20 protein-coding genes are annotated in these 23,656 nt (G+C 54.8%); 10 read left to right on the plus strand and 10 right to left on the minus strand.

What is annotated here, in order from left to right; genetic code table 11:
* Positions 1 to 12 precede the first annotated feature (12 nt).
* A complete protein-coding gene (locus OLG56_RS01235; RefSeq protein WP_000954233.1) occupies positions 13 to 855 on the minus strand; it encodes a 23S rRNA (adenine(2030)-N(6))-methyltransferase RlmJ in 843 nt (280 codons plus the stop codon).
* Between the two features lie 210 nt (positions 856 to 1,065).
* On the opposite strand from OLG56_RS01235, the gene OLG56_RS01240 reads away from it, so the two are divergent.
* From OLG56_RS01240 to rsmJ, 3 genes are all read left to right on the plus strand, one after another.
* A complete protein-coding gene (locus OLG56_RS01240; RefSeq protein ID WP_061377067.1) occupies positions 1,066 to 2,166 on the plus strand; it encodes a phosphatase PAP2 family protein in 1,101 nt (366 codons plus the stop codon).
* Between the two features lie 181 nt (positions 2,167 to 2,347).
* Entirely contained in the window at positions 2,348 to 4,390 is a 2,043-nt protein-coding gene (prlC, locus tag OLG56_RS01245) for an oligopeptidase A (protein WP_001528193.1), read from the plus strand.
* Positions 4,391 to 4,396: 6 nt separating this feature from the next.
* Positions 4,397 to 5,155 (plus strand): 16S rRNA (guanine(1516)-N(2))-methyltransferase RsmJ, encoded by a 759-nt coding sequence (rsmJ, locus tag OLG56_RS01250; RefSeq protein WP_061377068.1) that lies wholly within the window; start codon positions 4,397 to 4,399, stop codon positions 5,153 to 5,155.
* Between the two features lie 91 nt (positions 5,156 to 5,246).
* On the opposite strand, the gene dtpB is transcribed toward rsmJ, so the two are convergent.
* The gene (dtpB, locus tag OLG56_RS01255; RefSeq protein ID WP_001098275.1) at positions 5,247 to 6,719 is read right to left on the minus strand and encodes a dipeptide/tripeptide permease DtpB; all 1,473 of its coding nucleotides are present in this window, start codon (positions 6,717 to 6,719) and stop codon (positions 5,247 to 5,249) included.
* A 324-nt stretch (positions 6,720 to 7,043) separates the two neighbouring features.
* Positions 7,044 to 7,478: a universal stress protein UspA gene (uspA, locus tag OLG56_RS01260; protein ID WP_000323565.1), complete on the minus strand. Its 435-nt coding sequence runs from the start codon at positions 7,476 to 7,478 to the stop codon at positions 7,044 to 7,046.
* A gap of 387 nt (positions 7,479 to 7,865) precedes the next feature.
* On the opposite strand from uspA, the gene uspB reads away from it, so the two are divergent.
* Positions 7,866 to 8,201 (plus strand): universal stress protein UspB, encoded by a 336-nt coding sequence (gene uspB / locus OLG56_RS01265; RefSeq protein WP_000626193.1) that lies wholly within the window; start codon positions 7,866 to 7,868, stop codon positions 8,199 to 8,201.
* A 139-nt stretch (positions 8,202 to 8,340) separates the two neighbouring features.
* On the opposite strand, the gene pitA is transcribed toward uspB, so the two are convergent.
* Positions 8,341 to 9,837, minus strand: a complete 1,497-nt coding sequence (gene pitA, locus OLG56_RS01270) for an inorganic phosphate transporter PitA (protein WP_000902764.1) — start codon at positions 9,835 to 9,837, stop codon at positions 8,341 to 8,343.
* Positions 9,838 to 10,067: 230 nt separating this feature from the next.
* Between pitA and OLG56_RS01275 the strand changes: the two genes are divergently transcribed.
* The 4 genes from OLG56_RS01275 (at position 10,068) to OLG56_RS01290 (ending at position 16,499) form a co-directional block, all read left to right on the plus strand.
* Positions 10,068 to 11,264, plus strand: a complete 1,197-nt coding sequence (locus OLG56_RS01275; RefSeq protein ID WP_001627041.1) for a BaiN/RdsA family NAD(P)/FAD-dependent oxidoreductase — start codon at positions 10,068 to 10,070, stop codon at positions 11,262 to 11,264.
* Between the two features lie 305 nt (positions 11,265 to 11,569).
* Positions 11,570 to 12,637: an HlyD family secretion protein gene (locus OLG56_RS01280; RefSeq protein ID WP_000359836.1), complete on the plus strand. Its 1,068-nt coding sequence runs from the start codon at positions 11,570 to 11,572 to the stop codon at positions 12,635 to 12,637.
* Positions 12,634 to 15,375 carry a ribosome-associated ATPase/putative transporter RbbA gene (gene rbbA, locus OLG56_RS01285; RefSeq protein WP_052942605.1) on the plus strand — a complete coding sequence of 914 codons (2,742 nt, stop codon included), beginning with the start codon at positions 12,634 to 12,636 and terminating at the stop codon, positions 15,373 to 15,375. The genes OLG56_RS01280 and rbbA overlap by 4 nt, the downstream gene beginning before the upstream one ends.
* Complete coding sequence (locus OLG56_RS01290) at positions 15,375 to 16,499, plus strand: ABC transporter permease (protein ID WP_001214750.1); 1,125 nt, start codon at positions 15,375 to 15,377, stop codon at positions 16,497 to 16,499. Before rbbA ends, OLG56_RS01290 begins: the two co-directional genes overlap by 1 nt.
* Before the next feature lie 102 nt (positions 16,500 to 16,601).
* Here OLG56_RS01290 and nikR read toward each other — a convergent pair whose 3' ends face one another.
* The 3 genes from nikR to OLG56_RS01305 form a co-directional block, all read right to left on the minus strand.
* A complete protein-coding gene (gene nikR, locus OLG56_RS01295) occupies positions 16,602 to 17,003 on the minus strand; it encodes a nickel-responsive transcriptional regulator NikR (RefSeq protein ID WP_001190057.1) in 402 nt (133 codons plus the stop codon).
* Positions 17,004 to 17,094: 91 nt separating this feature from the next.
* Positions 17,095 to 17,673, minus strand: coding sequence for a 4'-phosphopantetheinyl transferase AcpT (gene acpT / locus OLG56_RS01300; RefSeq protein ID WP_000284366.1), 579 nt, complete (start codon positions 17,671 to 17,673; stop codon positions 17,095 to 17,097).
* A 51-nt stretch (positions 17,674 to 17,724) separates the two neighbouring features.
* Positions 17,725 to 18,774: an AI-2E family transporter gene (locus OLG56_RS01305; RefSeq protein WP_000179588.1), complete on the minus strand. Its 1,050-nt coding sequence runs from the start codon at positions 18,772 to 18,774 to the stop codon at positions 17,725 to 17,727.
* 89 nt (positions 18,775 to 18,863) lie between these two features.
* Here OLG56_RS01305 and OLG56_RS01310 point away from each other — a divergent pair, with 89 nt between their 5' ends.
* Positions 18,864 to 20,123, plus strand: a complete 1,260-nt coding sequence (locus tag OLG56_RS01310) for an MFS transporter (protein WP_077905455.1) — start codon at positions 18,864 to 18,866, stop codon at positions 20,121 to 20,123.
* Positions 20,124 to 20,126: 3 nt separating this feature from the next.
* Here the strand turns inward: OLG56_RS01310 and OLG56_RS01315 are convergent, their stop codons facing one another.
* Both OLG56_RS01315 and OLG56_RS01320 read right to left on the minus strand, forming a co-directional pair.
* The gene (locus OLG56_RS01315; RefSeq protein WP_001245278.1) at positions 20,127 to 20,684 is read right to left on the minus strand and encodes a DcrB family lipoprotein; all 558 of its coding nucleotides are present in this window, start codon (positions 20,682 to 20,684) and stop codon (positions 20,127 to 20,129) included.
* 72 nt (positions 20,685 to 20,756) lie between these two features.
* A complete protein-coding gene (locus OLG56_RS01320) occupies positions 20,757 to 21,422 on the minus strand; it encodes a 7-cyano-7-deazaguanine/7-aminomethyl-7-deazaguanine transporter (protein WP_000187489.1) in 666 nt (221 codons plus the stop codon).
* A gap of 169 nt (positions 21,423 to 21,591) precedes the next feature.
* On the opposite strand from OLG56_RS01320, the gene tusA reads away from it, so the two are divergent.
* Positions 21,592 to 21,837: a sulfurtransferase TusA gene (tusA, locus tag OLG56_RS01325; RefSeq protein WP_023251836.1), complete on the plus strand. Its 246-nt coding sequence runs from the start codon at positions 21,592 to 21,594 to the stop codon at positions 21,835 to 21,837.
* A gap of 23 nt (positions 21,838 to 21,860) precedes the next feature.
* Here the strand turns inward: tusA and tcp are convergent, their stop codons facing one another.
* Complete coding sequence (gene tcp, locus OLG56_RS01330; protein WP_000789678.1) at positions 21,861 to 23,504, minus strand: methyl-accepting chemotaxis citrate transducer; 1,644 nt, start codon at positions 23,502 to 23,504, stop codon at positions 21,861 to 21,863.
* Positions 23,505 to 23,656: the final 152 nt, after the last annotated feature.

Below are 23,656 nucleotides of genomic sequence, written 5' to 3' on the forward strand. Positions count from 1 at the left end.
CGATGGCTGTGATTACTCCGGCACGATCCAGCTTACCGAAGTGTGTCCGTGACCGTTTGGCGCCAACCTGCTGTGCAGCCACGGTAGCACGTTGTTCATCTGCTGCTCCAGTTTCCACGGCGGGTTAACCACGATCATACCGGACGCCGTCATCCCGCGCTGATCGCTGTCCGGGCGGATCGCCAGCTCAATTTGCAGGATTTTACGGATGCCGGTGGCCTCCAGATCATGAATCATGCGCTTAATTTGCTGGCGGAGCACCACCGGATACCATAGCGCGTATGTACCAGTGGCGAAACGTTTATAACCCTCGCTGATGCCGCTGACTACCGCCTGGTAGTCGGTTTTCATTTCATAAGGCGGGTCAATGAGGATCAGACCGCGGCGGGAAACCGGCGGCAATTTGGCTTTCAGTTGCTGATAGCCGTCAGCGCGTTCCACGCGGGCGCGGTTGTCTTTTTGAAACTCCGCGCGCAACAGTGGGAAGTCGCTGGGATGCAATTCCGTGAGTTGCAGACTGTCCTGCTCACGCAGCAACTGGCGGGCGATTAACGGGGAGCCCGGGTAGTAGCGTAACTGCCCGCTGCGGTTGAAATGTTTTACGACGCTAATATACGGTTCCAGTTCGGCGGGCAGATCGTCCTGCTGCCAGATACGGGCGATGCCTTCCAGATACTCTCCGGTACGTTCAGCATGTTCGCTGCCCAACTGATAACGCCCCGCGCCCGCGTGCGTGTCCAGATAGAGAAACGGTTTTTCTTTCTCTTTTAGCGACTCGATGATCAGGCTCTGAACGGTATGTTTAAGGACGTCGGCGTGGTTGCCAGCGTGAAAGCTGTGACGATAACTGAGCATGGATGCAGATATTCCGGGAAGTAAACAAGTTAGCCGATAGTTTACCGCAGATCCGCGCAGATTACCCCAGTACCGCCATGTTGTTTCGCGCGTTGTGAAAGTATTGCAAGACGTGTTCGTATCATCAAACCGTCAACTGCGCAGGCCAGCATCGCCTGTGGGCAAGGTAGTAGTTTTGACCTGGCGTTATTTTTAATGAAAGGAACCATAATGAAACTACACATTACTGTACTGGCGTCATCTCTGGCGCTGGCGATGCCGGCACTGGCGAAAGATATTCCCCTGTCCCAGGCGGAGTCGATAGCGAAAAGCGTGACGCCCGACTCGGCGAGCGTCGCCTTTAATGACCTTGAGGCTCAATGGCTGACACAGTTGCGTAAGGCATTACAAGGCGATACCGCCGCGTTGACTCGCGACGCCCTGGCTCAGATGCGACAGAATTCCATCCAGGCGGATAATGCCTGGTTACAGGCTAGCGGTTATGATTTTCATACTACTGAGAATCAACAGATGGGAATTACCCTACTTTCCGCCTTCAATACATTGCCGGAAGCAGTATTGAAAGACAATCTGGCGACGGTGACGGCGATTAATCACGATGCCGATGTTAATACCCGTCACCAGGCGCTGGCGGATGCGGAAAGCGTGGAGTATCTCTATTTCCTGAGCGACGCAATGGGGCCGCGGCTGGGGCGGGCATTTCTCGCCGCTTATGATAAAGGTGAGTTGGGCAAAGCGGCAGCGTTGATTAAAGCCTCGGAAGTCAGCACCGGCGCGGCGAAAAAATATTTTCATTACCCGCGTCCTTACCAGGTGCCGGGTAATACTATCCATTTGACGCCGGATGATGTGGTGGTAAAAGATGGTCATCCTTATACCGCAGGTGGCGGTGCTTTTCCCAGCGGACACACGAATACCGGTTATACGGATGCGCTGTTGATGGCGGAAATGATCCCGGAACGCTTTGATGCGCTGGTGAAAGAGTGCGGTACGACGATTGTCGAATGCGCGGCATCGGCCGGAAAAGACGATCCGTACCGCGCTCCGGCTATGCATACCTTCTACCGCTTCACCATGACTTATAACCTGCCGCAACAGAAAGGCGAGCATCAGTCGTTGAAAATACCAAAAGGCGCCGATGTTCTGCTACAGACAGCGCTGCCGAACCTGTCGCCAGCGCAGCGTCAGGCGTTAATGGAAGAGACGGCGTTACCGGCAGGATATCCGTTGTCGGGCGAGACCGAGGATCAACAGTTCTGGCAGCGTCTGGATCTGTCCGCTGCTTACGAGATGGCGAGAAAAACGCGCTGACGTTGTCACCCGGCTTATAAAACGTAAGCCGGGATGATGTTAAAGGGGCGGCTTATTGCAGCGATACCCACGTCTGTACGCTGTCCATCATTGAAATTCCCCTTACTATCCCCCATTCTAGATCTCATCGCGAGAGCGCCAAAAGCGCGCTCCACTCACCTTCTTCTACAGGACTGCGCATATGACCAATCCATTACTAACGTCTTTTTCACTGCCGCCTTTTTCTGCAATTAAACCGGAGCATGTGGTGCCTGCGGTCACCAAAGCGTTGGCCGATTGCCGGGCGGCGGTAGAAGGCGTTGTGGCGCATGGCGCGCCGTATAGCTGGGAGAACCTCTGCCAGCCGTTGGCGGAAGCCGACGATGTTCTGGGGCGTATTTTCTCGCCAATTAGCCACTTAAACTCGGTGAAAAATAGTCCGGAGCTGCGTGAAGCCTACGAACAGACGCTGCCGCTGCTGTCTGAATACAGCACCTGGGTTGGGCAACATGAAGGGTTGTACAATGCGTACCGCGACCTGCGCGACGGCGATCATTACGCCACTCTGAATACCGCGCAGAAGAAAGCGGTTGATAACGCGCTGCGTGATTTTGAACTGTCCGGCATCGGTCTGCCGAAAGAGAAACAGCAGCGTTACGGCGAAATCGCCACTCGCCTGTCTGAGCTGGGCAACCAGTACAGCAATAATGTGCTCGATGCCACCATGGGCTGGACGAAGCTCATCACCGACGAAGCCGAGCTGGCGGGAATGCCGGAAAGCGCGCTCGCCGCCGCTAAAGCCCAGGCGGAAGCCAAAGAGCAGGAAGGTTACCTGCTGACCCTGGATATCCCGAGCTATCTGCCGGTCATGACCTACTGCGACAACCAGGCGTTGCGCGAAGAGATGTATCGCGCCTATTCCACTCGCGCCTCCGATCAGGGGCCGAACGCGGGGAAATGGGATAACAGCCCGGTGATGGAAGAAATTCTTGCGCTGCGCCATGAACTGGCGCAACTGCTGGGCTTCGAAAATTATGCCCATGAATCGCTGGCCACCAAGATGGCGGAAAATCCGCAGCAGGTGCTCGATTTCTTAACCGATCTGGCGAAACGCGCTCGTCCGCAGGGGGAAAAAGAGCTGGCCCAGCTGCGCGCCTTCGCCAAAGCCGAATTTGGCATTGAGGAGCTGCAACCGTGGGATATCGCGTACTACAGTGAAAAGCAAAAACAGCACCTGTACAGCATCAGCGATGAGCAGCTACGTCCGTACTTCCCGGAAAACAAAGCCGTGAATGGCCTGTTTGAAGTGGTGAAACGTATTTACGGCATCACCGCCAAAGAGCGTACTGACGTTGATGTCTGGCACCCGGAAGTGCGTTTCTTTGAACTGTATGACGAAAATAACGAGCTGCGCGGCAGCTTCTACCTTGACCTGTACGCGCGCGAACACAAACGCGGCGGGGCGTGGATGGACGACTGTGTCGGCCAGATGCGTAAAGCGGACGGCACATTGCAAAAGCCGGTCGCTTATCTGACCTGTAATTTCAACCGTCCGGTGAACGGTAAACCCGCTCTGTTTACCCATGACGAAGTGATCACCCTGTTCCACGAGTTTGGTCATGGCTTGCATCATATGTTGACCCGCATTGAGACCGCCGGGGTCTCCGGCATCAGCGGGGTGCCGTGGGACGCGGTCGAACTGCCAAGCCAGTTTATGGAAAACTGGTGCTGGGAGCCGGAAGCGCTGGCGTTTATCTCCGGCCACTATGAAACCGGCGAGCCGTTGCCGAAGGAACTGCTGGATAAAATGCTGGCGGCGAAAAACTATCAGGCGGCGCTGTTTATTCTGCGTCAGCTGGAGTTCGGTCTGTTTGATTTCCGTCTGCATGCGGAATTTAATCCGCAGCAAGGAGCGAAAATTCTTGAGACGCTCTTTGAAATTAAAAAACAGGTCGCCGTGGTGCCGTCACCGACATGGGGTCGCTTTCCACATGCGTTCAGCCATATCTTTGCTGGCGGCTATGCGGCAGGCTACTACAGCTATCTGTGGGCCGACGTACTGGCGGCGGACGCTTATTCCCGCTTTGAGGAAGAAGGCATTTTCAACCGTGAGACCGGTCAGTCGTTCCTTGATAACATCCTGACTCGCGGTGGTTCTGAAGAGCCGATGGAACTCTTTAAACGCTTCCGTGGCCGTGAACCACAACTGGACGCGATGCTGGAGCATTACGGGATTAAAGGCTGATTTTACGTGCAAATCTGCTTAATGGATGAAACGGGCGCCACAGACAGCGCCTTATCTGCTCTGGCTGCCCGCTGGGGACTGGAGCATGACGAAGACAACCCGATGGCGCTGGTATTGACGCCGCAACATCTGGAGCTGCGCAAGCGCGACGAACCGAAGCTCGGCGGCATTTTCGTCGATTTTGTCGGCGGCGCGATGGCCCATCGACGTAAGTTCGGCGGCGGGCGCGGCGAAGCGGTGGCGAAGGCGGTCGGTATTAAGGGCGATTATCTGCCGGATGTGGTCGATGCCACGGCCGGACTGGGGCGCGATGCGTTTGTACTGGCGTCCGTCGGTTGCCGCGTGCGGATGCTGGAGCGTAATCCGGTGGTCGCCGCGTTGCTCGATGACGGTCTGGCGCGCGGCTACGCCGATGCGGATATTGGCGGCTGGCTTCAGGAGCGTTTGCAGTTGATTCATGCTTCCAGCCTGACGGCGTTAACCGATATCACGCCGCGCCCGCAGGTAGTCTACCTCGATCCGATGTTTCCTCACCGGCAGAAAAGCGCGCTGGTGAAGAAAGAGATGCGGGTGTTTCAGTCGTTGGTGGGGCCGGATTTAGACGCCGACGGACTGCTGGAACCGGCGCGTCAGTTGGCGACCAAACGCGTGGTGGTCAAACGTCCCGATTATGCGCCGCCGCTGGCGGATGTCGCGACGCCCAACGCCATCGTCACCAAAGGGCATCGGTTTGATATTTATGCCGGAACCCCTCTGACGGAGTAACGGATTGCCCGATGGCGTTGCGCTTATCGGGCCTACGATTCTCAATTATTTGTAGGCCGGATAAGGCGTAAGCCGCATCCGGCACTGAGTATTACTGTTCGGTACCTGGCGTATTAATCATTCGGTTTAACCACGGCACCATAATGGCCATCACCACGGTGACCGCCAGCGTTACCAGACCAATTTTGCTAAAGACGCCGGTATAAATTGGCAGCGTCTGTAACGGATCGGTGATGTTTTCCGGTACGGCAGTGAAGGTCGCCACATAACCGCCGAGCAGGAAGGCGGCGGCCTGGGTCAGGAACCACATTCCCAGAATAAAGCCCATCAGATGCTGCGGCACCAGAGCGGCGACCATTGCCAGCCCCAGCGCGCTAATCAGCAGCTCGCCCAGACTCTGGAACAGATACACCAGCACGATAAACCACGGCGACGTCAATCCTTGCGCATCGGCAAACCACATCCCGGCGGCGGCGGCGGTCAGAAAACCCAGCGCGCAGAGGAACATGCCAAGCGTAAACTTCATCGGCATAGTCAGATCTTTGCCTTTGCTACCCAGTCGGGTGTAAATCGCTGCCAGTACCGGACTGGCGACGACCACCCAGAATGGGTTCAGCGCCTGAAAACTCACCGGATTAATGGCGAATCCAAGAATTTCATGATGCACATTATTAATCGCAAAGAAGTTCAGCGAGGTAGGCATCTGCGCATACAGAATGTAAAACAGCACGGCTTCAATCATCAGAATAAACGCCACGAACATTTTATTGCGGCCGGTTTTATCCAGACGAAACGCTTCGCGAAAGAAGAAGATAGTGACGACGATAGAAAGGACGATGAGCACCAGATTGGCAATCTTAACGTTGTGCATCAGCCAGGCGCAGAGGAAAATCATGACGACGGTGCCGAGCAGTACCAGCAGCAAATTGCGAAAACGTAGCGGTTTATGATCCGGTTCAGAACCGATATTTTTCACCATGCCACGGCAGGCGAAGTACACCAGAAGCGCAACAATTAAACCAGCGCCGCACAGATTATAGGTCACCGCATAGCCAAATTTATCGGCAATCACCGGCGCCAGCGATAGCGATAACAAAGAACCGATGTTAATCGACATATAAAACAGGGTGAAAGCGCCATCCAGCCGGGGATCTTTAGGCTGATAGCATTTAGAGAGCAGGCTGGCGGGATTGGCTTTAAATAACCCGTTGCCCACGGCAATCGTACCCAGTGCGATAAAAATCAGATCGGGATTTAATAGCGACATGCCGGTCATAAAATAGCCAATCGCCAGCACAATCGCGCCCAGGACCAGGGTGCGTTTAGTCCCTAACAGATGGTCGCCAACATAGCCGCCGATGGAGATCAGGCCATAAACCAGCGCCGCAAAAGCGCCAAAGGTAATAAAGGCCTGTTCCTGAGAAAAACCCAATTGTTTAACGAAAAAGACCGCCAGGATGCCCTGGACGCCGTAATAGCCAAATCGTTCCCATAATTCTACAAAAAAGATCATGAAAAATGGACGAGGTTGCTGCAGCAAGCCCGTAGGTGCAGTTGTATTCATATTCCTTCGCCTTTTAATGCCATCCCGAAACGTATGAGCGCGTATATCAAAACGCGCCGAAAAGACTTACCCTGATATAGACTGCGGTTATTAGCCTGATCAATAGGTTATTATACAAATGATACGCAAACTAATTAGTGGATCACACTAATTATGTTTGGTGTGATGGAATGATGTACTGAGTACTGCGAAGAAGGGGGGATAAACAAAACGCCCACATAAGCGGGCGTTGTTGTTGATAGCCGGAATTTGCCTGATGGTTCAGGCCAACCTGATTGACTATAGACCAGATGCGGTCTTAGCCGCCAGCCGGTACGGCAAGTATTACTCTTCTTCGTCGCGCAGCGGCACAATCAGCATGTCAACGTGAACGGTGTTGATCAGCTGGCGCGCAGAAGACATCAGTTTGCTCCAGAAGTCCTGGTGATGACCGCAAACGACCAGATCCATATCGTATTTCTTGATGGCGTCAACCAGCACCTGGCCCAAATCGCCGCTACCGCTCAGGGTTTCAGTGATAGGGTAGCCAGCGTTGGTAGACAGCTCGGTCAGCGCGTGGTGGGTTTCTTCGGAGATACGTTTCTGCATATCGCCCAGATTGACGTCAATCAGACCGGTGTACAGGTCTGAATAGTTCACATCAACGTGGATGAGGGAGATTTTCGCGTTGTAGGGGCGCGCCATAGAGACCGCTTTTTCAACCAGAACTTTACTTTCCGGGGAGAGATCAACTGCGATAAGAATGTGTTTATAAGCCATAGTGTTACTCCTTCCATAAGTTGTCGATGACCATTGAGCTACTGGCGTTTCTTATGCCGCCGCGTCACCCGCGTCCTGCGAACTCTATGCGCGGGGCTAGCTCAGCCGTTTACCATAACTATCCTTACATTATAGCGACCAGGATAATCCGTCAATCTGCCTTGCTTGCCAGTTAGTTAAACAAAATTTTCAGGGAATTGCATTGATAGTGATTAACCTTCTGGTAAAAAAATTAACTGATCTCCTACAATGTGTATAAGAGCCGTTCGAATGCGGAGCGCTAATATGGACGGCTTTCGTAGTACTCTTTCACTGATTGTCTGGCAGGGTATCGGGGAGCGGTAGTCCCGGAGAGGAACTCCGTGGGCGGGTCGCCGGGGAGGAGATATGATAAGCACCGTCTCACTATTCTGGGCTTTATGTGTCGTTTGCATTGTTAATATGGCGCGCTATTTCTCATCGCTACGCGCACTGTTAGTGGTACTTCGTGGTTGCGATCCTTTGCTCTATCAATATGTCGATGGCGGCGGCTTCTTTACCACGCATGGTCAGCCCAACAAACAGGTGCGCCTGGTATGGTATATCTACGCTCAGCGCTATCGCGATCATCATGATGAAGAATTTATTCGCCGTTGTGAACGCGTGCGCCGCCAGTTTCTGCTGACCAGCGCGTTATGCGGTTTGGTGGTGGTGAGCTTGATTGCGCTCATGATTTGGCACTGAATAAAAAAAGCGGGCCAGTTTCCTGACCCGCTCGTATTAGATAAGCCTCCGGATGACGCCGCTTGTAGCGGCCTGTCAGGCCTGTGTCGTTTCATCCTGACAGGCCGGATTAGCGACAGCGCTATCCGGCCCATTTGGCTTAAATAATCTTCAGGGAAAGCCAGTACAGCACGCCGGAAAGAATAATCGCCGCCGGTAACGTAAATACCCAGGCCATCAGAATGCTGGTCACGGTTTTACGCTGCAACCCGCCGCCATCAACGACCATGGTTCCCGCCACTGAAGAGGAGAGTACGTGAGTGGTAGAAACTGGCATACCGGTGTAGCTGGCAAGACCGATAGAGACTGCCGCCGTCATCTGCGCCGACATTCCCTGCGCATACGTCATGCCTTTTTTACCAATTTTCTCGCCGATAGTGGTCGCCACGCGACGCCAGCCGATCATCGTACCAATACCCAGCGCCAACGCCACTGCCATAATGATCCACACCGGCGCATACTCAATGGTGCTTAACATATCGGTCTTCAGCTTTTTCAGCAGGCGCTGGTCATCGCTGCTTACGCCAGGCAGTTTCACGACTTTGTCGGTCGTGTCGGAAATGCACAGCATAATGCGACGCAACTGGCTACGCTGTTCAACGCTTAACTTGTCGTAGCTTTCCACGTTTGCCAGCATCCCTTTCGCACGGTTAAGCGCGTTAATGGTGTTAGCCGGATGGCAGTGGAATTCAGTCGGTTCAGTTGCGCCCGGTTCCGGAGAGGGAATCAGTTGGTCAACGCCGGTGACGGCTTTCAGCAGGTCAGGACGCTGCTCAAAGTACGTTTCGACATTGTTGATAGCATCGCGCGTACGGGTGATTTCGTAGCTGGAGGCATTCATATTGACCACGAAACCCGCAGGCGCGACGCCAATCAGCACCAGCATGACCAGGCCAATGCCTTTCTGACCATCGTTCGCGCCATGCGAAAACGCCACGCCGATAGCTGAGAGGATCAGCGCGATACGCGTCCAGAACGGCGGCTTTTTCTTGCCGTCTTTCTTTTCACGTTCGGCTGGCGTCAGGTGGATACGGGCGCGTTTCTTAGTACCGCTCCAGTAGCGGCGCAGCAAGAAAATCAGACCGCCGGCGAATACCAGACCGACAATAGGGGAGATAATGAGTGAACCGAAAATATTGATAACTTTCGGGATGTTAAGCGCATCCACCACTGACGTGCCGGTCATCATCGCATTAGTTAAACCGATGCCGATAATGGCGCCAATCAGCGTGTGGGAACTGGACGCCGGCAACCCGAAATACCAGGTACCGAGGTTCCAGATAATCGCCGCCAGCAACATGGAAAAGACCATAGCGAGGCCGTGCGCGGAACCCATGTTGAGCAGGAGATCCGTCGGTAGCATATGCACAATGGCATACGCCACGCTGAGACCCCCCAGCAAAACGCCAAAAAAGTTAAACACCGCCGCCATGACAACCGCCAGCTGCGAACGCATCGCACGGGTGTAAATCACGGTTGCGACTGCATTGGCTGTGTCATGGAAGCCGTTAATCGCTTCGTAGAACAGCACAAAAGCCAGAGCAAGCAATAATAAAAGCCCGGTATGTAAATCCAGGCCAGCAAACAAATGTAGCATAGGACGTTACGCCATTTTGAGGACATGAACGCGGCGCATTATCAGTGACTTTGGCGGCGCGGGCAAAGTGAAATATAGACTTTTTTTGATGTACTTCGTGCTTTGTTTGATATCACTAAAGAATTATCTTATATATTTCAGATAAATACCATTTTCAGGCGCTTTTCGCGCTGGTGCGACCACTGAGGAAACTTTACAATTCCCGCCCGAATTTGAGAGAGGAAGGCGACGTGGAAAGGTTTGATGCCGTTATTATAGGCGCTGGCGCAGCGGGCATGTTTTGCGCCGCGCAGGCAGGACAGGCGGGTAGCCGCGTGCTGCTCATCGATAATGGCAAGAAGCCAGGACGTAAAATCCTCATGTCCGGCGGTGGGCGTTGCAACTTTACTAATCTTTATGTTGAGCCTGCTGCGTATTTGAGCCAGAACCCCCACTTTTGTAAATCAGCGTTAGCCCGCTATACCCAGTGGGACTTTATCGATCTGGTCGGCAGGTATGGGATAGCCTGGCATGAGAAAACGCTGGGACAGCTTTTTTGCGATGATTCCGCCCAACGCATTGTCGATATGCTGGTTGCCGAGTGCGACAAAGGCGGCGTAACGATGCGCCTGCGTAGCGAGGTACTGAGCGTCGAGCGTGATGAGTCGGGTTTCATACTGGCGTTGAACGGTGAGACGGTGACTACGCAAAAGCTGGTGATTGCCAGCGGCGGCCTGTCGATGCCGGGGCTTGGCGCATCGCCGTTTGGCTATAAAATCGCCGAACAGTTTGGTCTCAAGGTGTTGCCGACGCGCGCCGGGCTGGTGCCCTTTACGCTGCATAAGCCGCTGTTAGAACAGCTCCAGACGCTGTCTGGCGTCTCTGTGCCCTGCGTGATTACCGCCCGCAATGGCACGGTATTTCGGGAAAACCTACTTTTTACCCATCGTGGGCTGTCCGGCCCCGCTGTTTTACAGATTTCCAGCTACTGGCAACCGGGCGAGTTAGTGAGCATTAACTTATTGCCGGACCTCTCGCTGGAAGACGTTCTCAATGAACAGCGTAACGCGCACCCGAACCAGAGTCTGAAGAACACGCTGGCGATGCATTTGCCGAAACGGTTGGTGGAGTGTTTACAACAGTTGGGGCACATCCCGGATGTATCGCTCAGGCAGTTGAACGTTCGTGACCAGCAGGCGTTAGTTGACACGCTTACGGCCTGGCAAGTGCAGCCTAACGGCACCGAAGGCTATCGGACAGCGGAAGTGACGCTGGGCGGCGTGGATACAAACGAACTATCATCGCGGACTATGGAAGCGCGCCGCGTGCCGGGTCTCTATTTTATCGGCGAAGTGATGGACGTCACCGGCTGGTTGGGCGGCTATAACTTCCAGTGGGCGTGGTCGAGCGCCTGGGCCTGCGCGCAGGATTTGGCGGCAAAACGCTAAGTACCATTACAAACAATAAGCGAATAGACATCCCGGACAGAGGTGTTAGTATCGATTTATAGCAGTTATGAGTATGCGTGTTTCATTTACGGCCAGGAACGCTGATGATGACAACATTACTCCCTCTTTTCCGGGTACCTACATCATTCACTCCCTTTGACGGCGAGCGCTTCATCGGCGTCTGTTCGTCGTCTGGCCCCTTTTCTTTTTTCATTCTTATCCCGAATGGAAACCCCCGCTGAGCGCACGCCCGGCGGACTTTGTGACACGCATGGTTAGACAACAGGGATTACGGCGGGTCGATTATGGACAAAATGAAGCGTCATCTGGTGTGGTGGGGAGCGGGGATTCTTGTGGCGGTGGCCGCGATAGCCTGGTGGATGCTGCGCCCTGCGGGAATACCGGAGGGATTTGCCGCCAGCAACGGCAGAATTGAAGCCACCGAAGTGGATATTGCCACTAAGATTGCCGGGCGTATTGATACCATCCTCGTTTCGGAAGGACAGTTCGTTCGTCAGGGCGAGGTGCTGGCGAAAATGGATACCCGCGTACTGCAGGAGCAGCGGCTGGAGGCGATTGCGCAGATTAAAGAGGCCGAGAGCGCAGTTGCCGCCGCCCGCGCCTTGCTGGAGCAACGCCAGAGTGAAATGCGCGCCGCGCAGTCGGTCGTCAAACAGCGGGAAGCTGAGCTGGACTCCGTCTCTAAACGTCACGTGCGTTCCCGTTCGCTGTCACAGCGTGGCGCGGTATCTGTACAACAGTTAGATGACGATCGCGCGGCGGCGGAAAGCGCGCGCGCCGCCCTGGAGACTGCCAAAGCGCAGGTATCTGCGGCAAAAGCGGCGATTGAGGCGGCGCGTACCAGTATTATCCAGGCGCAAACGCGCGTGGAAGCGGCGCAGGCGACCGAGCGGCGTATTGTCGCCGACATCGACGACAGCGAATTAAAAGCGCCGCGCGATGGACGCGTGCAGTACCGCGTTGCGGAGCCGGGCGAAGTGTTATCGGCTGGCGGCCGGGTGTTGAACATGGTCGATCTTAGCGATGTTTATATGACATTTTTCCTGCCGACCGAACAGGCGGGGTTGTTGAAGATCGGCGGCGAAGCGCGACTGGTGCTGGACGCCGCGCCGGATCTGCGTATTCCGGCGACGATCAGTTTTGTCGCCAGCGTGGCGCAGTTCACGCCCAAAACCGTGGAAACCCACGATGAACGGTTAAAGCTGATGTTCCGTGTCAAAGCGCGTATTCCGCCAGAGCTGCTGCGACAGCATCTGGAATATGTCAAAACCGGCTTGCCGGGAATGGCATGGGTTCGTCTGGATGAGCGCGTGCCCTGGCCTGACGCTCTAAGCGTGAGGTTGTCGCAATGACGTCGCTGACGCTGGTGCCTGTTCCTCCCGTGGCGCAGCTTGAGGGGGTGAGCCAGCATTACGGAAAAACGGTCGCGCTGAACAATATCACGCTGGACATTCCCGCCCGTAGTATGGTCGGGCTGATTGGTCCGGACGGGGTGGGTAAGTCGAGCCTGCTGTCGCTGATTTCTGGCGCGCGGGTGATTGAGCAAGGGAACGTTATCGTCCTGGGCGGCGATATGCGCGATGCGAAACATCGCCGCGACGTCTGTCCGCGCATCGCCTGGATGCCGCAGGGGCTGGGGAAAAACCTTTATCACACGTTATCGGTTTATGAGAACGTCGATTTTTTCGCTCGTCTCTTTGGTCATAACAAAGCTGAACGCGAAGCGCGTATTACCGAGTTGCTGAACAGCACCGGCCTGGCGCCGTTTCGTGACCGTCCTGCCGGGAAGCTGTCCGGTGGGATGAAACAAAAGCTGGGGCTGTGCTGTGCGCTGATTCATGACCCGGAATTGCTGATTCTTGATGAGCCTACCACCGGCGTGGACCCGCTCTCCCGCGCTCAGTTCTGGGACTTAATCGACAGTATCCGCCAACGGCAGACCAATATGAGCGTGTTGGTCGCAACGGCCTATATGGAAGAGGCGGAGCGTTTTGACTGGCTGGTGGCGATGAATGCGGGCGAGATACTGGCAACCGGCAGCGCGCAGCAACTGCGGGCAAAAACCCATAGCGCGACGCTGGAACAGGCGTTTATCGCCCTGTTGCCAGAAGCGCAGCGCCAGGCGCATAAGCCAGTGGTGATCCCGCCCTATCACGCTGAGCAGGAAGAGATTGCCATTGAGGCGAAAGATCTGACCATGCGCTTCGGTAAGTTCGTCGCGGTTGACCATGTTAATTTCCGCATTCCGCGCGGCGAGATTTTTGGCTTCCTCGGTTCAAACGGTTGCGGCAAATCGACCACCATGAAAATGCTGACCGGTCTGCTTCCCGCCAGCGAAGGCCAGGCCTGGCTATTTGGCCAGCCGGTAGACCCGAACGACATCGATACCCGTCGCCGGGTCGGGTATATGTCGCAGGCTTTTTCGCTCTATAACGAACTCACCGTGCGGCAGAATCTGGAACTTCATGCCCGCCTGTTTCATATTCCGCCAGCGGAGATCCCGGCGCGCGTCGCGCAGATGATCGAACGCTTTATGCTAACGGAGGTGGAAGATACGCTCCCCGCTTCGTTGCCGCTCGGTATCCGCCAGCGTTTATCGCTGGCGGTAGCGGTGATCCATCGCCCGGAAATGCTGATTCTTGATGAGCCAACGTCCGGCGTTGATCCGGTCGCCAGGGATATGTTCTGGCAGCTTATGGTCGATCTTTCGCGTCAGGATAAGGTGACGATTTTTATCTCGACCCATTTTATGAACGAAGCGGAACGTTGCGACCGAATGTCATTGATGCACGCCGGTAAAGTGCTCGCCAGCGGTACGCCGCAGGAATTGGTGCAACAGCGGGGCGCGGCCAATCTGGAGGCGGCGTTTATTTCCTGGCTACAGGAAGCTGCGGGAGCGGCTCCTGAAACCCCAATACCGCCATCCCAGACGCCCGCCGCGTCAGGTAAACCGTCGCGGCAGGGATTGAGCTTCCGGCGTTTGTTCAGCTACAGTCGCCGCGAAGCGCTGGAGCTACGCCGCGATCCGGTACGCTCGACGCTGGCGCTGCTGGGAACGGTAATTCTGATGCTGATTATGGGCTATGGCATCAGTATGGACGTGGAGAACCTGCGTTTTGCCGTACTCGACCGCGATCAAACCGTCAGCAGCCAGGCATGGTCGCTCAATCTGGCGGGATCGCGCTATTTTATCGAACAGCCGCCGCTCGCCAGCTATGACGAGCTTGACCGGCGGATGCGTTCGGGAGAGTTGGCGGTTGCCATTGAGATCCCGCCTAATTTTGGCCGCGATATTGCTCGCGGTACGCCAGCGCAGATTGGCGTCTGGGTGGATGGCGCCATGCCCAGCCGCGCCGAGACGGTGAAGGGGTACGTTCAGGCGATGCACCAAAGCTGGCTGCAGGAGGCGGCAAGTCGTCAGCCGAACCCGGTTAAACAGACCGGGCTGCTCAACATTGAAACGCGCTATCGTTATAACCCGGATGTGAAAAGTCTGCCCGCTATCGTTCCGGCGGTCATTCCGCTGCTGCTCATGATGATCCCGTCAATGCTTAGCGCCCTGAGCGTGGTGCGGGAGAAAGAGCTGGGGTCGATGATTAATCTGTACGTAACGCCGACGACGCGCAGCGAATTTTTGCTGGGTAAACAACTGCCGTATATCGCGCTGGGTATGCTGAACTTCTTGCTACTGTGCGCGCTGTCGGTCTTTGTGTTCGGCGTGCCGCTGAAAGGCAGCTTTCTCACGCTTACCCTCGCGGCGCTACTTTACGTCATCATCGCCACCGGTCTGGGGCTGCTGATCTCTACGTTTATGAAGAGCCAAATCGCCGCTATTTTTGGGACGTCGATTATTACCCTCATTCCGGCAACACAATTTTCCGGCATGATCGATCCGGTGGCTTCGCTGGAAGGACCGGGAAGATGGATCGGCGAGATCTACCCGACCAGCCATTTTCTGACGATCGCGCGCGGGACGTTTTCCAAAGCGTTGGATCTGTCCGATCTCTGGCCGTTATTTATGCCGTTACTGATTGCCGTCCCGGTGGTGATGGGTCTGAGCATTCTGCTGCTGAAAAAACAGGAGGGGTAATGCGCGGATTACGTAATATTTATAACCTCGGCGTCAAAGAACTGCGCAGTCTGCTGGGCGACAAAGCGATGCTGGCGCTGATCGTCTTCGCCTTTACGATTTCGGTTTACTCCTCCGCTACCGTCCTGCCCGGTTCGTTGCATCTTGCCCCTATCGCCATCGCCGATATGGATCAGTCACAGTTGTCGAACCGTATTGTGAATAGTTTTTACCGCCCGTGGTTTCTGCCGCCGGAGATGATTACGGCAACGGAAATGGATGCCGGACTGGATGCCGGACGCTATACCTTTGCGGTCAATATTCCGCCGAATTTCCAGCGTGATGTGCTGGCCGGACGTCAGCCTGATATTCAGGTTAACGTCGATGCGACGCGCATGAGCCAGGCGTTTACCGGCAACAGTTATATCCAGAATATTATTAGCGGCGAGGTCAACAGCTTTGTGGCGCGCGCGCGGGGAGATAACGTTCAGCCGGTGTCGCTGGAGATTCGGATGCGCTTTAACCCGAATCTGGACCCGGCGTGGTTTGGCGGCGTGATGGCGATTATCAACAACATTACCATGCTGGCGATAGTGCTGACCGGATCGGCGCTGATCCGCGAGCGAGAACACGGCACGGTAGAGCATCTGTTGGTGATGCCGGTCACGCCCTTTGAGATCATGATGGCAAAAGTATGGTCGATGGGGCTGGTCGTGCTGGTGGTTTCCGGTTTGTCTTTGATGCTGATGGTGAAAGGCGTACTTGGCGTACCGATTGAAGGATCGATCCCATTGTTTATGTTGGGCGTAGCGCTGAGTCTGTTCGCCACCACTTCAATTGGGATTTTTATGGGCACCATCGCCCGTTCGATGCCGCAACTGGGGTTATTAATGATTCTGGTACTGTTACCGCTACAAATGCTTTCCGGCGGTTCCACGCCGCGCGAAAGTATGCCGCAGGCGGTGCAGGATATTATGCTGACCATGCCGACGACGCATTTTGTCAGCCTTGCCCAGGCTATTCTTTATCGCGGCGCAGGTTTGAGCATCGTCTGGCCGCAGTTCCTGACCCTGCTGGCGATAGGCGGCGTGTTCTTCCTGATAGCGCTGTTACGCTTCAGAAAAACGATTGGCACAATGGCGTAAACATTATTGCCGGATGGCGGCTGCGCCTCATCCGGCCTACAAACGACAGACGTGCGAGCGTAGGCCGGGCAAGCGAAGCGCCCCCGGTAAGGCGCTGGGGCGTTAGTCTTCTTTCGGCAAACACTGCAAGTGGCCGTGGCGCACGCCGCGCTGGGCGATAACATCATCGGCAAAATGCTGTACGTCGCCCATATCGCCCTTCAGAACGGCGATCTCCAGACAGTCATCGTGGTTGATATGGACGTGCAGCGTGGCGACGGATAAATCATGATGATGATGCTGGGTGGAGACGATGCGGCTGGCTAAATCCCGTTTCTCATGTTCATAAACATATGAAAGTACCGCGAAACCCTGTGTACCGTGTTCCTGGGTGGCCTCCTGCGCCAGAGCGCCGCGCAGAATATCACGGATCGCTTCGGAGCGATTATTATAGCCGCGTCGCTGGCTCAGGCTGTCCAGCGTTTCCAGTAAATCGTCATCGAGGGTGATGGTGACACGTTGCATCTGACTTAAACCTTTTGGTATGGCGCGTCGGCGCATGGGAAGCTCCGCATTTTGTAACACACGTCCGCCGCCAGAGGGAAAAATTAATGTGTCATAACGCTTTCGTTATCGTCTGCGGCGTCAGCGTAAACGGTGTGGGGGTACAGACTGCCAGACTGAGCGTATCGAGCTGACACTGGCTGACCGACAAGGCAGAGGGCAACGTGCTGTCCACGCTGACGATTTGCCAGGCGCTGCCGCCGCGTTGTTTTACGATGGCTTCTTTACGCGTCCAGATACGCCAGAAGGCCGCCAGTTGTCGCTCCGGACGTTCCGCTTCCATTTCAGCATGTTCGCCGAGGCTGAATACCGCATTTGCCAGCGAACGCCAGTTATCGCGCGGGCGGATCACTTCAATATCGCAGCCGACTTCACCTTCGTCGCTAAGCAACAGAGCAATAGTGTCGCCGCTATGGCTGAGGTTAAACCACAGCGGCGTTCCGGCGGAAAAAGCCGGTTTACCCTGTTCGCCATACACCATCTCCGGTAGCGGCGAGAGCGCACGGGAAAGCAGCACGCGCCCGGCCAGCCAGCTTGCCCGGCGAACGCCCTGCGGTGCCTGAGCGATTAACGCGTCGGGCAATTGACCTGCGCTTAATGTTGACACTTTTCCCAGAACGATCTGGTACATATCAGGACCAACGTTGCCTATGAAGAAGAGGAGATTGTAGCATCTGTCGCCTCATCCCGGTAAACGGCTTTTCGGTCGGCCTGGCCCCAGCAAGATCGCCAGTTTGCTGCCGCCTTTAGTAGTTTCCATCCAGATTTTGCAGACGCTGGTCAAAGGAACGGACAAGAGCATCCCGACCGGGCCTAATAGCCATCCCCAGACCAATAACGAAAGAAATACCACCAGCGTGGACATTCCCAGACGATGGCCCATCATGCGTGGCTCCATAATGTTGCCAATCACCATATGGACCACCAAAAAGAGCGCGCCGACCAGTACGCACTCGTAAAAGCCGTTAAATAACAGCGCCTGAATCATGGGGGGAACGGCGGAAATCACCGAGCCGATATTAGGAACGTAATTGAGCAAAAAGGCCAGTACGCCCCACATTAGCGCAAACTGAATATCCATTAACGCCAGCCCCAGCCAGATAATCGCGCCCGTCCATAGACTGAGCAGCGTTTTCAGCGCCAGATAATGCGAGACACCTTTCAGGGCGCGGTGCAGGCCGGCAATATGGATTTGTGGATTGTTTAGCGCGAAACGTAATTTATAAGGCACGTGACGCACCTCAAACAACATAAAAACCACGGTCATCACCAGCAGCACAATGCTTGCCATCGCGCCCGATACGCCGGTCATTAATGTTGTGGTGAAGAGCATGATTTTATCGGAATCCATCCCGCGGAGCATACGTTCCGGCGACATATGTAAATTCAGGAAGGGCATTAACTCCTGAAGGTGTAAGACTTTACGCGTCAGCTCCTTGCTGTATTTAGGCAGCATAGCGATAAATTCATTAAGCGATGCGGCAAGCACACCCACCAGCGCGGTAAGCACGATCAGCATGACGACCACCACGATAGTAATCGCCAGCGGTCGCTTCACGCCCCGACGAATAAACCAGGTCACTAATGGATTAAGAACAATGGCAAAAAAGAGCGCCAGCAAGAGTTGTACAATAATATCCGCCGCGGCATGAATCCCGGCGAGAATAATAACCAGGGAGGCCAGTTTCAGCAGAATATGCATACCCGTTTTGTCGGGTTGAGCGGTTGCCATGAAGTTTTCCTTGTTGTGTTTTTTTCTAAGTGTAGCGGCTGCCCTGATACCGATAATCTGAATCTCACTACTGATTTTCACCGCGCGCCATGATAGAAAAGAAAACATGTTGTAAAAATGCGGTGATACTCATGCCCGAACCCGTCGCTGAACCGGCGCTAAACGGATTGCGCCTCAATCTGCGTATTGTCTCCATTGTGATGTTTAACTTTGCCAGCTACCTGACCATCGGCCTGCCGCTCGCCGTCTTGCCCGGCTATGTACATGATGCGATGGGATTCAGCGCGTTCTGGGCGGGGCTTATTATCAGCCTGCAATACTTCGCCACTCTGTTAAGCCGTCCCCATGCCGGGCGGTATGCGGATGTATTAGGGCCGAAAAAAATCGTTGTCTTTGGCTTATGCGGCTGTTTTTTAAGCGGACTCGGCTACCTGCTGGCGGATATCGCCAGCGCCTGGCCGCTGATCAGTTTGTTGCTACTGGGGCTGGGTCGCGTGATTTTGGGGATTGGGCAAAGTTTTGCCGGCACCGGTTCGACACTGTGGGGCGTCGGCGTCGTCGGGTCGTTGCATATTGGTCGGGTCATCTCCTGGAACGGTATCGTCACCTACGGTGCAATGGCGATGGGCGCGCCGCTGGGCGTGCTGTGTTATGCCTGGGGCGGGTTACAGGGACTGGCGCTAACGGTGATGGGCGTGGCGCTGTTGGCGATACTGTTAGCGCTTCCACGTCCGTCGGTGAAGGCGAACAAAGGCAAGCCGCTGCCGTTTCGCGCGGTGCTGGGGCGTGTCTGGCTGTATGGTATGGCGTTGGCGCTGGCCTCGGCAGGGTTTGGCGTCATCGCGACGTTTATTACCTTATTTTATGATGCTAAAGGTTGGGATGGCGCCGCCTTTGCGCTCACGTTATTTAGCGTCGCGTTTGTCGGCACGCGTTTGCTGTTCCCTAACGGCATCAATCGTTTAGGCGGGTTGAATGTCGCCATGATCTGCTTTGGCGTGGAGATTATTGGTCTGTTACTGGTGGGGACGGCAGCCATGCCGTGGATGGCAAAAATCGGCGTTTTACTCACGGGGATGGGGTTTTCGCTGGTCTTTCCGGCGCTGGGCGTGGTGGCCGTCAAAGCCGTGCCGCCGCAGAACCAGGGTGCGGCGCTGGCGACCTATACCGTCTTTATGGATATGTCTTTGGGGGTGACCGGGCCGCTGGCGGGGCTGGTGATGACCTGGGCGGGCGTGCCGGTGATTTATCTGGCGGCGGCCGGGCTGGTAGCGATGGCGCTATTGCTGACCTGGCGCTTAAAAAAACGGCCTCCGTCTGCACTGCCGGAGGCCGCATCATCGTCGTAAAGGTTATTTAACAACCAACGTATTGATGATGTTTTCAGCCGTGGTTTGCGCTTTTTGCTGATTGTCCGCAGGCAGCGTGACCTGAATCGTCAGCAATTGGTTATCCACTTTGCCCAGCACGATGGAAGAGTACGCCGTCTGGCCTTTCGCGGAGATAATGCTGTCCAGTTGTTGCAACGTATGGCCTTTGAGCTCAATAGACTTATTGGTGACGACCTGAAGCTGCGGGTCGCGGCTACGCTGTTGCTCAAGCAGGCGGTTCGCCAGCACCGGCAACGCTTCATCGGTATTATCGCCGACGATAACAATCACCGCTTTCTGGCCCGTCGGGTCAGAATAAACGTGCATATTATTCGCCTGGGTGCCCAGCTTACCGCTTTGATCGGTCATATCCGCCGGCAGTGAGAAACTGAGTTTGCCATCCATCAGGCTGATGGGCTGACCGGAGGCCTGGCTTTCTGCGGCGGCGCTTTCTGCCGACGCTTTTGTATCGTTGTTATCACAGGCCGCAAGCCCCATAACCAGCAGGCCAATACCGGCATATTTAACCAAATTGCGCATTGACTTCTTCCTTTCGATAAACGGCCATAACGGCTCATTCGCTCATCTTATCACAACTCGGAAAACGAACCTTTAACTTGCCGGTAATGGGGAAATTTCAGATTTATCTGCCAGCTTTTTCAGCAACATATTCAGTAGAACGCCGTACATCGGCAGGAAGAAAATAATGCTGATGAGCACCTTAAAGCAATAATCCACCAGCGCAATTTCCATCCAGTGCCCGGCCATAAAGGCATCGGGGCTTCGCCAGAACGCAATGAAGAAAAAGGCAAGGGTATCGCTGATATTGCCAAACAGCGTTGAAGCGGTCGGCGCCAGCCACCAGCGACGATTTTGGCGCAGGCGGTTAAACACATGGACATCAAGGATCTGTCCCAGCGCGTAGGCCATAAAGCTGGCGGCGGCGATACGGGCGACGAACAGATTAAAGTTCGCCAACGCGGCGAAACCTTGCCAGGCGCCCATATAGAACAGCGATGACACCACATATGACACCAGCAGCGCAGGGATCATGACGGCGAAGATAATGCGGCGCGCCAGCGGTGCGCCAAAAATACGCACGGTAAGATCGGTGGCGAGAAAAATAAAAGGAAAACTAAACGCGCCCCAGGTCGTGTGGAAACCAAAAATAGTGATGGGGAGCTGCACCAGATAGTTACTGGAAATGATCACCAGTAAATGGAATAGCGATAGCCAGAACAACGCTTTTATGCGCTGTGATTGTGTAAACGGAGTCATATTGTGACCTTTTTGTTGGATGGGGTGAGGGAACCCAATAAAGAACCGCCGCATAATACTGTTTTGCGCTGGCATTGCAATGGCTAATTTTCACGCAATCGTTAACCTGCCTGGCTTACTGACGAAGATGGGCGTAAAATATCGCCGTTTTTCTACCATTGAGACGAAGATGAGCGATCTGTTTTCCTCCCCTGACCATACGCTTGACGCCCTGGGGCTGCGTTGCCCTGAACCGGTAATGATGGTGCGCAAAACGGTGCGCAACATGCAAACTGGCGAAACATTGCTGATTATCGCCGACGATCCGGCGACGACGCGTGATATTCCGGGGTTCTGTACCTTTATGGAACACGATTTGCTGGCGCAAGATACGGAGGGTCTGCCGTACCGCTATTTATTGCGTAAAGCGCATTAACCGCACGGCAGATAACATTCTGATTAGAAGCTTTCCCAGTTCGCCTGTTCTGCGGCGGGCTGTGGCGTTAAGCCTTTGCTTAACGGCGTCGGCGACGCCTCCCGACGAGGCTGTTTCTGGATGCGGAACGCGGCGACCGCCTGACGAAGTTCGTTAGCCTGATCTTCCAGCGCCGCCGCCGCTGCTGCGGATTCCTCTACCAGCGAGGCGTTTTGCTGCGTCACGCTGTCCATTTCCGATACCGCCTGCGCCACCTGCTCAATGCCTTTGCTTTGCTCATCGGAGGCAGAGGCGATTTCGCCCATAATATCGGTCACGCGAGTCACGGCGTTGACGATCTCTTTCATGGTTTCTCCCGCTTCGCGTACCTGCGTAGAGCCGGTATCAATGCGCGACACGGAGTTTTCAATCAGCACTTTGATCTCTTTGGCGGCCTGCGCGCTACGGCTGGCCAACGTACGTACCTCTCCGGCCACGACCGCGAATCCTCGCCCCTGTTCGCCGGCGCGGGCGGCTTCTACCGCGGCGTTCAGCGCCAGGATATTAGTCTGGAAGGCGATACCGTCAATCACGCTGGTGATGTCCACGATTTTTTCCGAGCTTTCGGCGATATCGTTCATGGTGTTCACTACGTTATCCACCACGCGTCCTCCTTTACGCGCGGTTTCTGATGCGGTTTTCGCCAGACCCGTCGCCTGGCGTGCGTTATCGGTGTTTTGCCGTACCGTGGCGGTTAACTGTTCCATGCTGGCGGCGGTCTCCTCCAGCGCCGAGGCCTGCTGTTCGGTACGGGAAGAGAGGTCGCTGCTGCCGGCGGAAATTTCGCCTGCGCCAGTATAGATAGAGTCTGCGTTATCGCGCACCGCGCTGACGGTACGGATTAACGACTGCTGCATCGTTTTGAGACCGGCGGCCAGTTGGCCCATTTCACTGCGTCCTTCGGCCTCTATCTCATGGGTAAGATCGCCGTCGGCGATAGTTTGAATGTGCGCCATAATCCGTTGCAGCGGGCGGAGTAGAACGCGTTGCAGCCCCAGCCAGATAAACGCCAGTACGATGAGCACGATAAGTAGAATTATCCCCAGCGTCCATTGCATCTGGGTAAAACTGCTCTGGTTCTGATCGCTGGCTAATTTTATTAATTGCGCATTTTGAGAGAGCCACTGGTCATATACCTGCTCCATGTCATCCTGCGCTTTTTGCGCGTCAAGGTTGCCATAGGCGGCGTAATTATCGGCTTTAAGATAGTGGATAGACTGCTGCAAAACGTCATACATCTGCTTAAAGCTGGCTTCGGCCTGGGCATCCAACGCCGGATCTTTGCCTGCGATCGCTTCGGAGTTCACGTAGTTGTTGAAATGCTTTTCCGCTTCGTTGAGCGACGCGCCAGCGTTGGTTAACAGCGTGTTCATGGCGTCCAGCGAGGCGGGATCGCGCTGATTTTTTAACATGCGTATCGCCACGCGGTTAATGGTGACGCGGGTTTCGATCAATGTCTGAAAACTGCCGCCCAGTTCCTGTTGTTGGTAACTCAGCGCGCTCGCATTCTGGAAATTCAGCCGATCGCTGCTGACGGCGGAATAAAACAGTATTCCTGTCACCAGCAATAAGGCGCTAAATATGCCCAGCGTCGCGATAACGCCGGTGATGACTTTGATATTTTTCATAGTGCCTAACATTCCTTATTTTGTAGACGGTATGATCAATATCGGTTGGATAAAAATTAACCTTACATCAAATCACGCTATTTCTGATTAATGGTTTGATAAGTAATAGAAAATAAATAATTTTCGCGTGAATAATATGTACAAAGAAAGGA

It is taken from the genome of Salmonella sp. 2018103, assembly GCF_026247685.1.
GTDB lineage: Bacteria > Pseudomonadota > Gammaproteobacteria > Enterobacterales > Enterobacteriaceae > Salmonella > Salmonella enterica.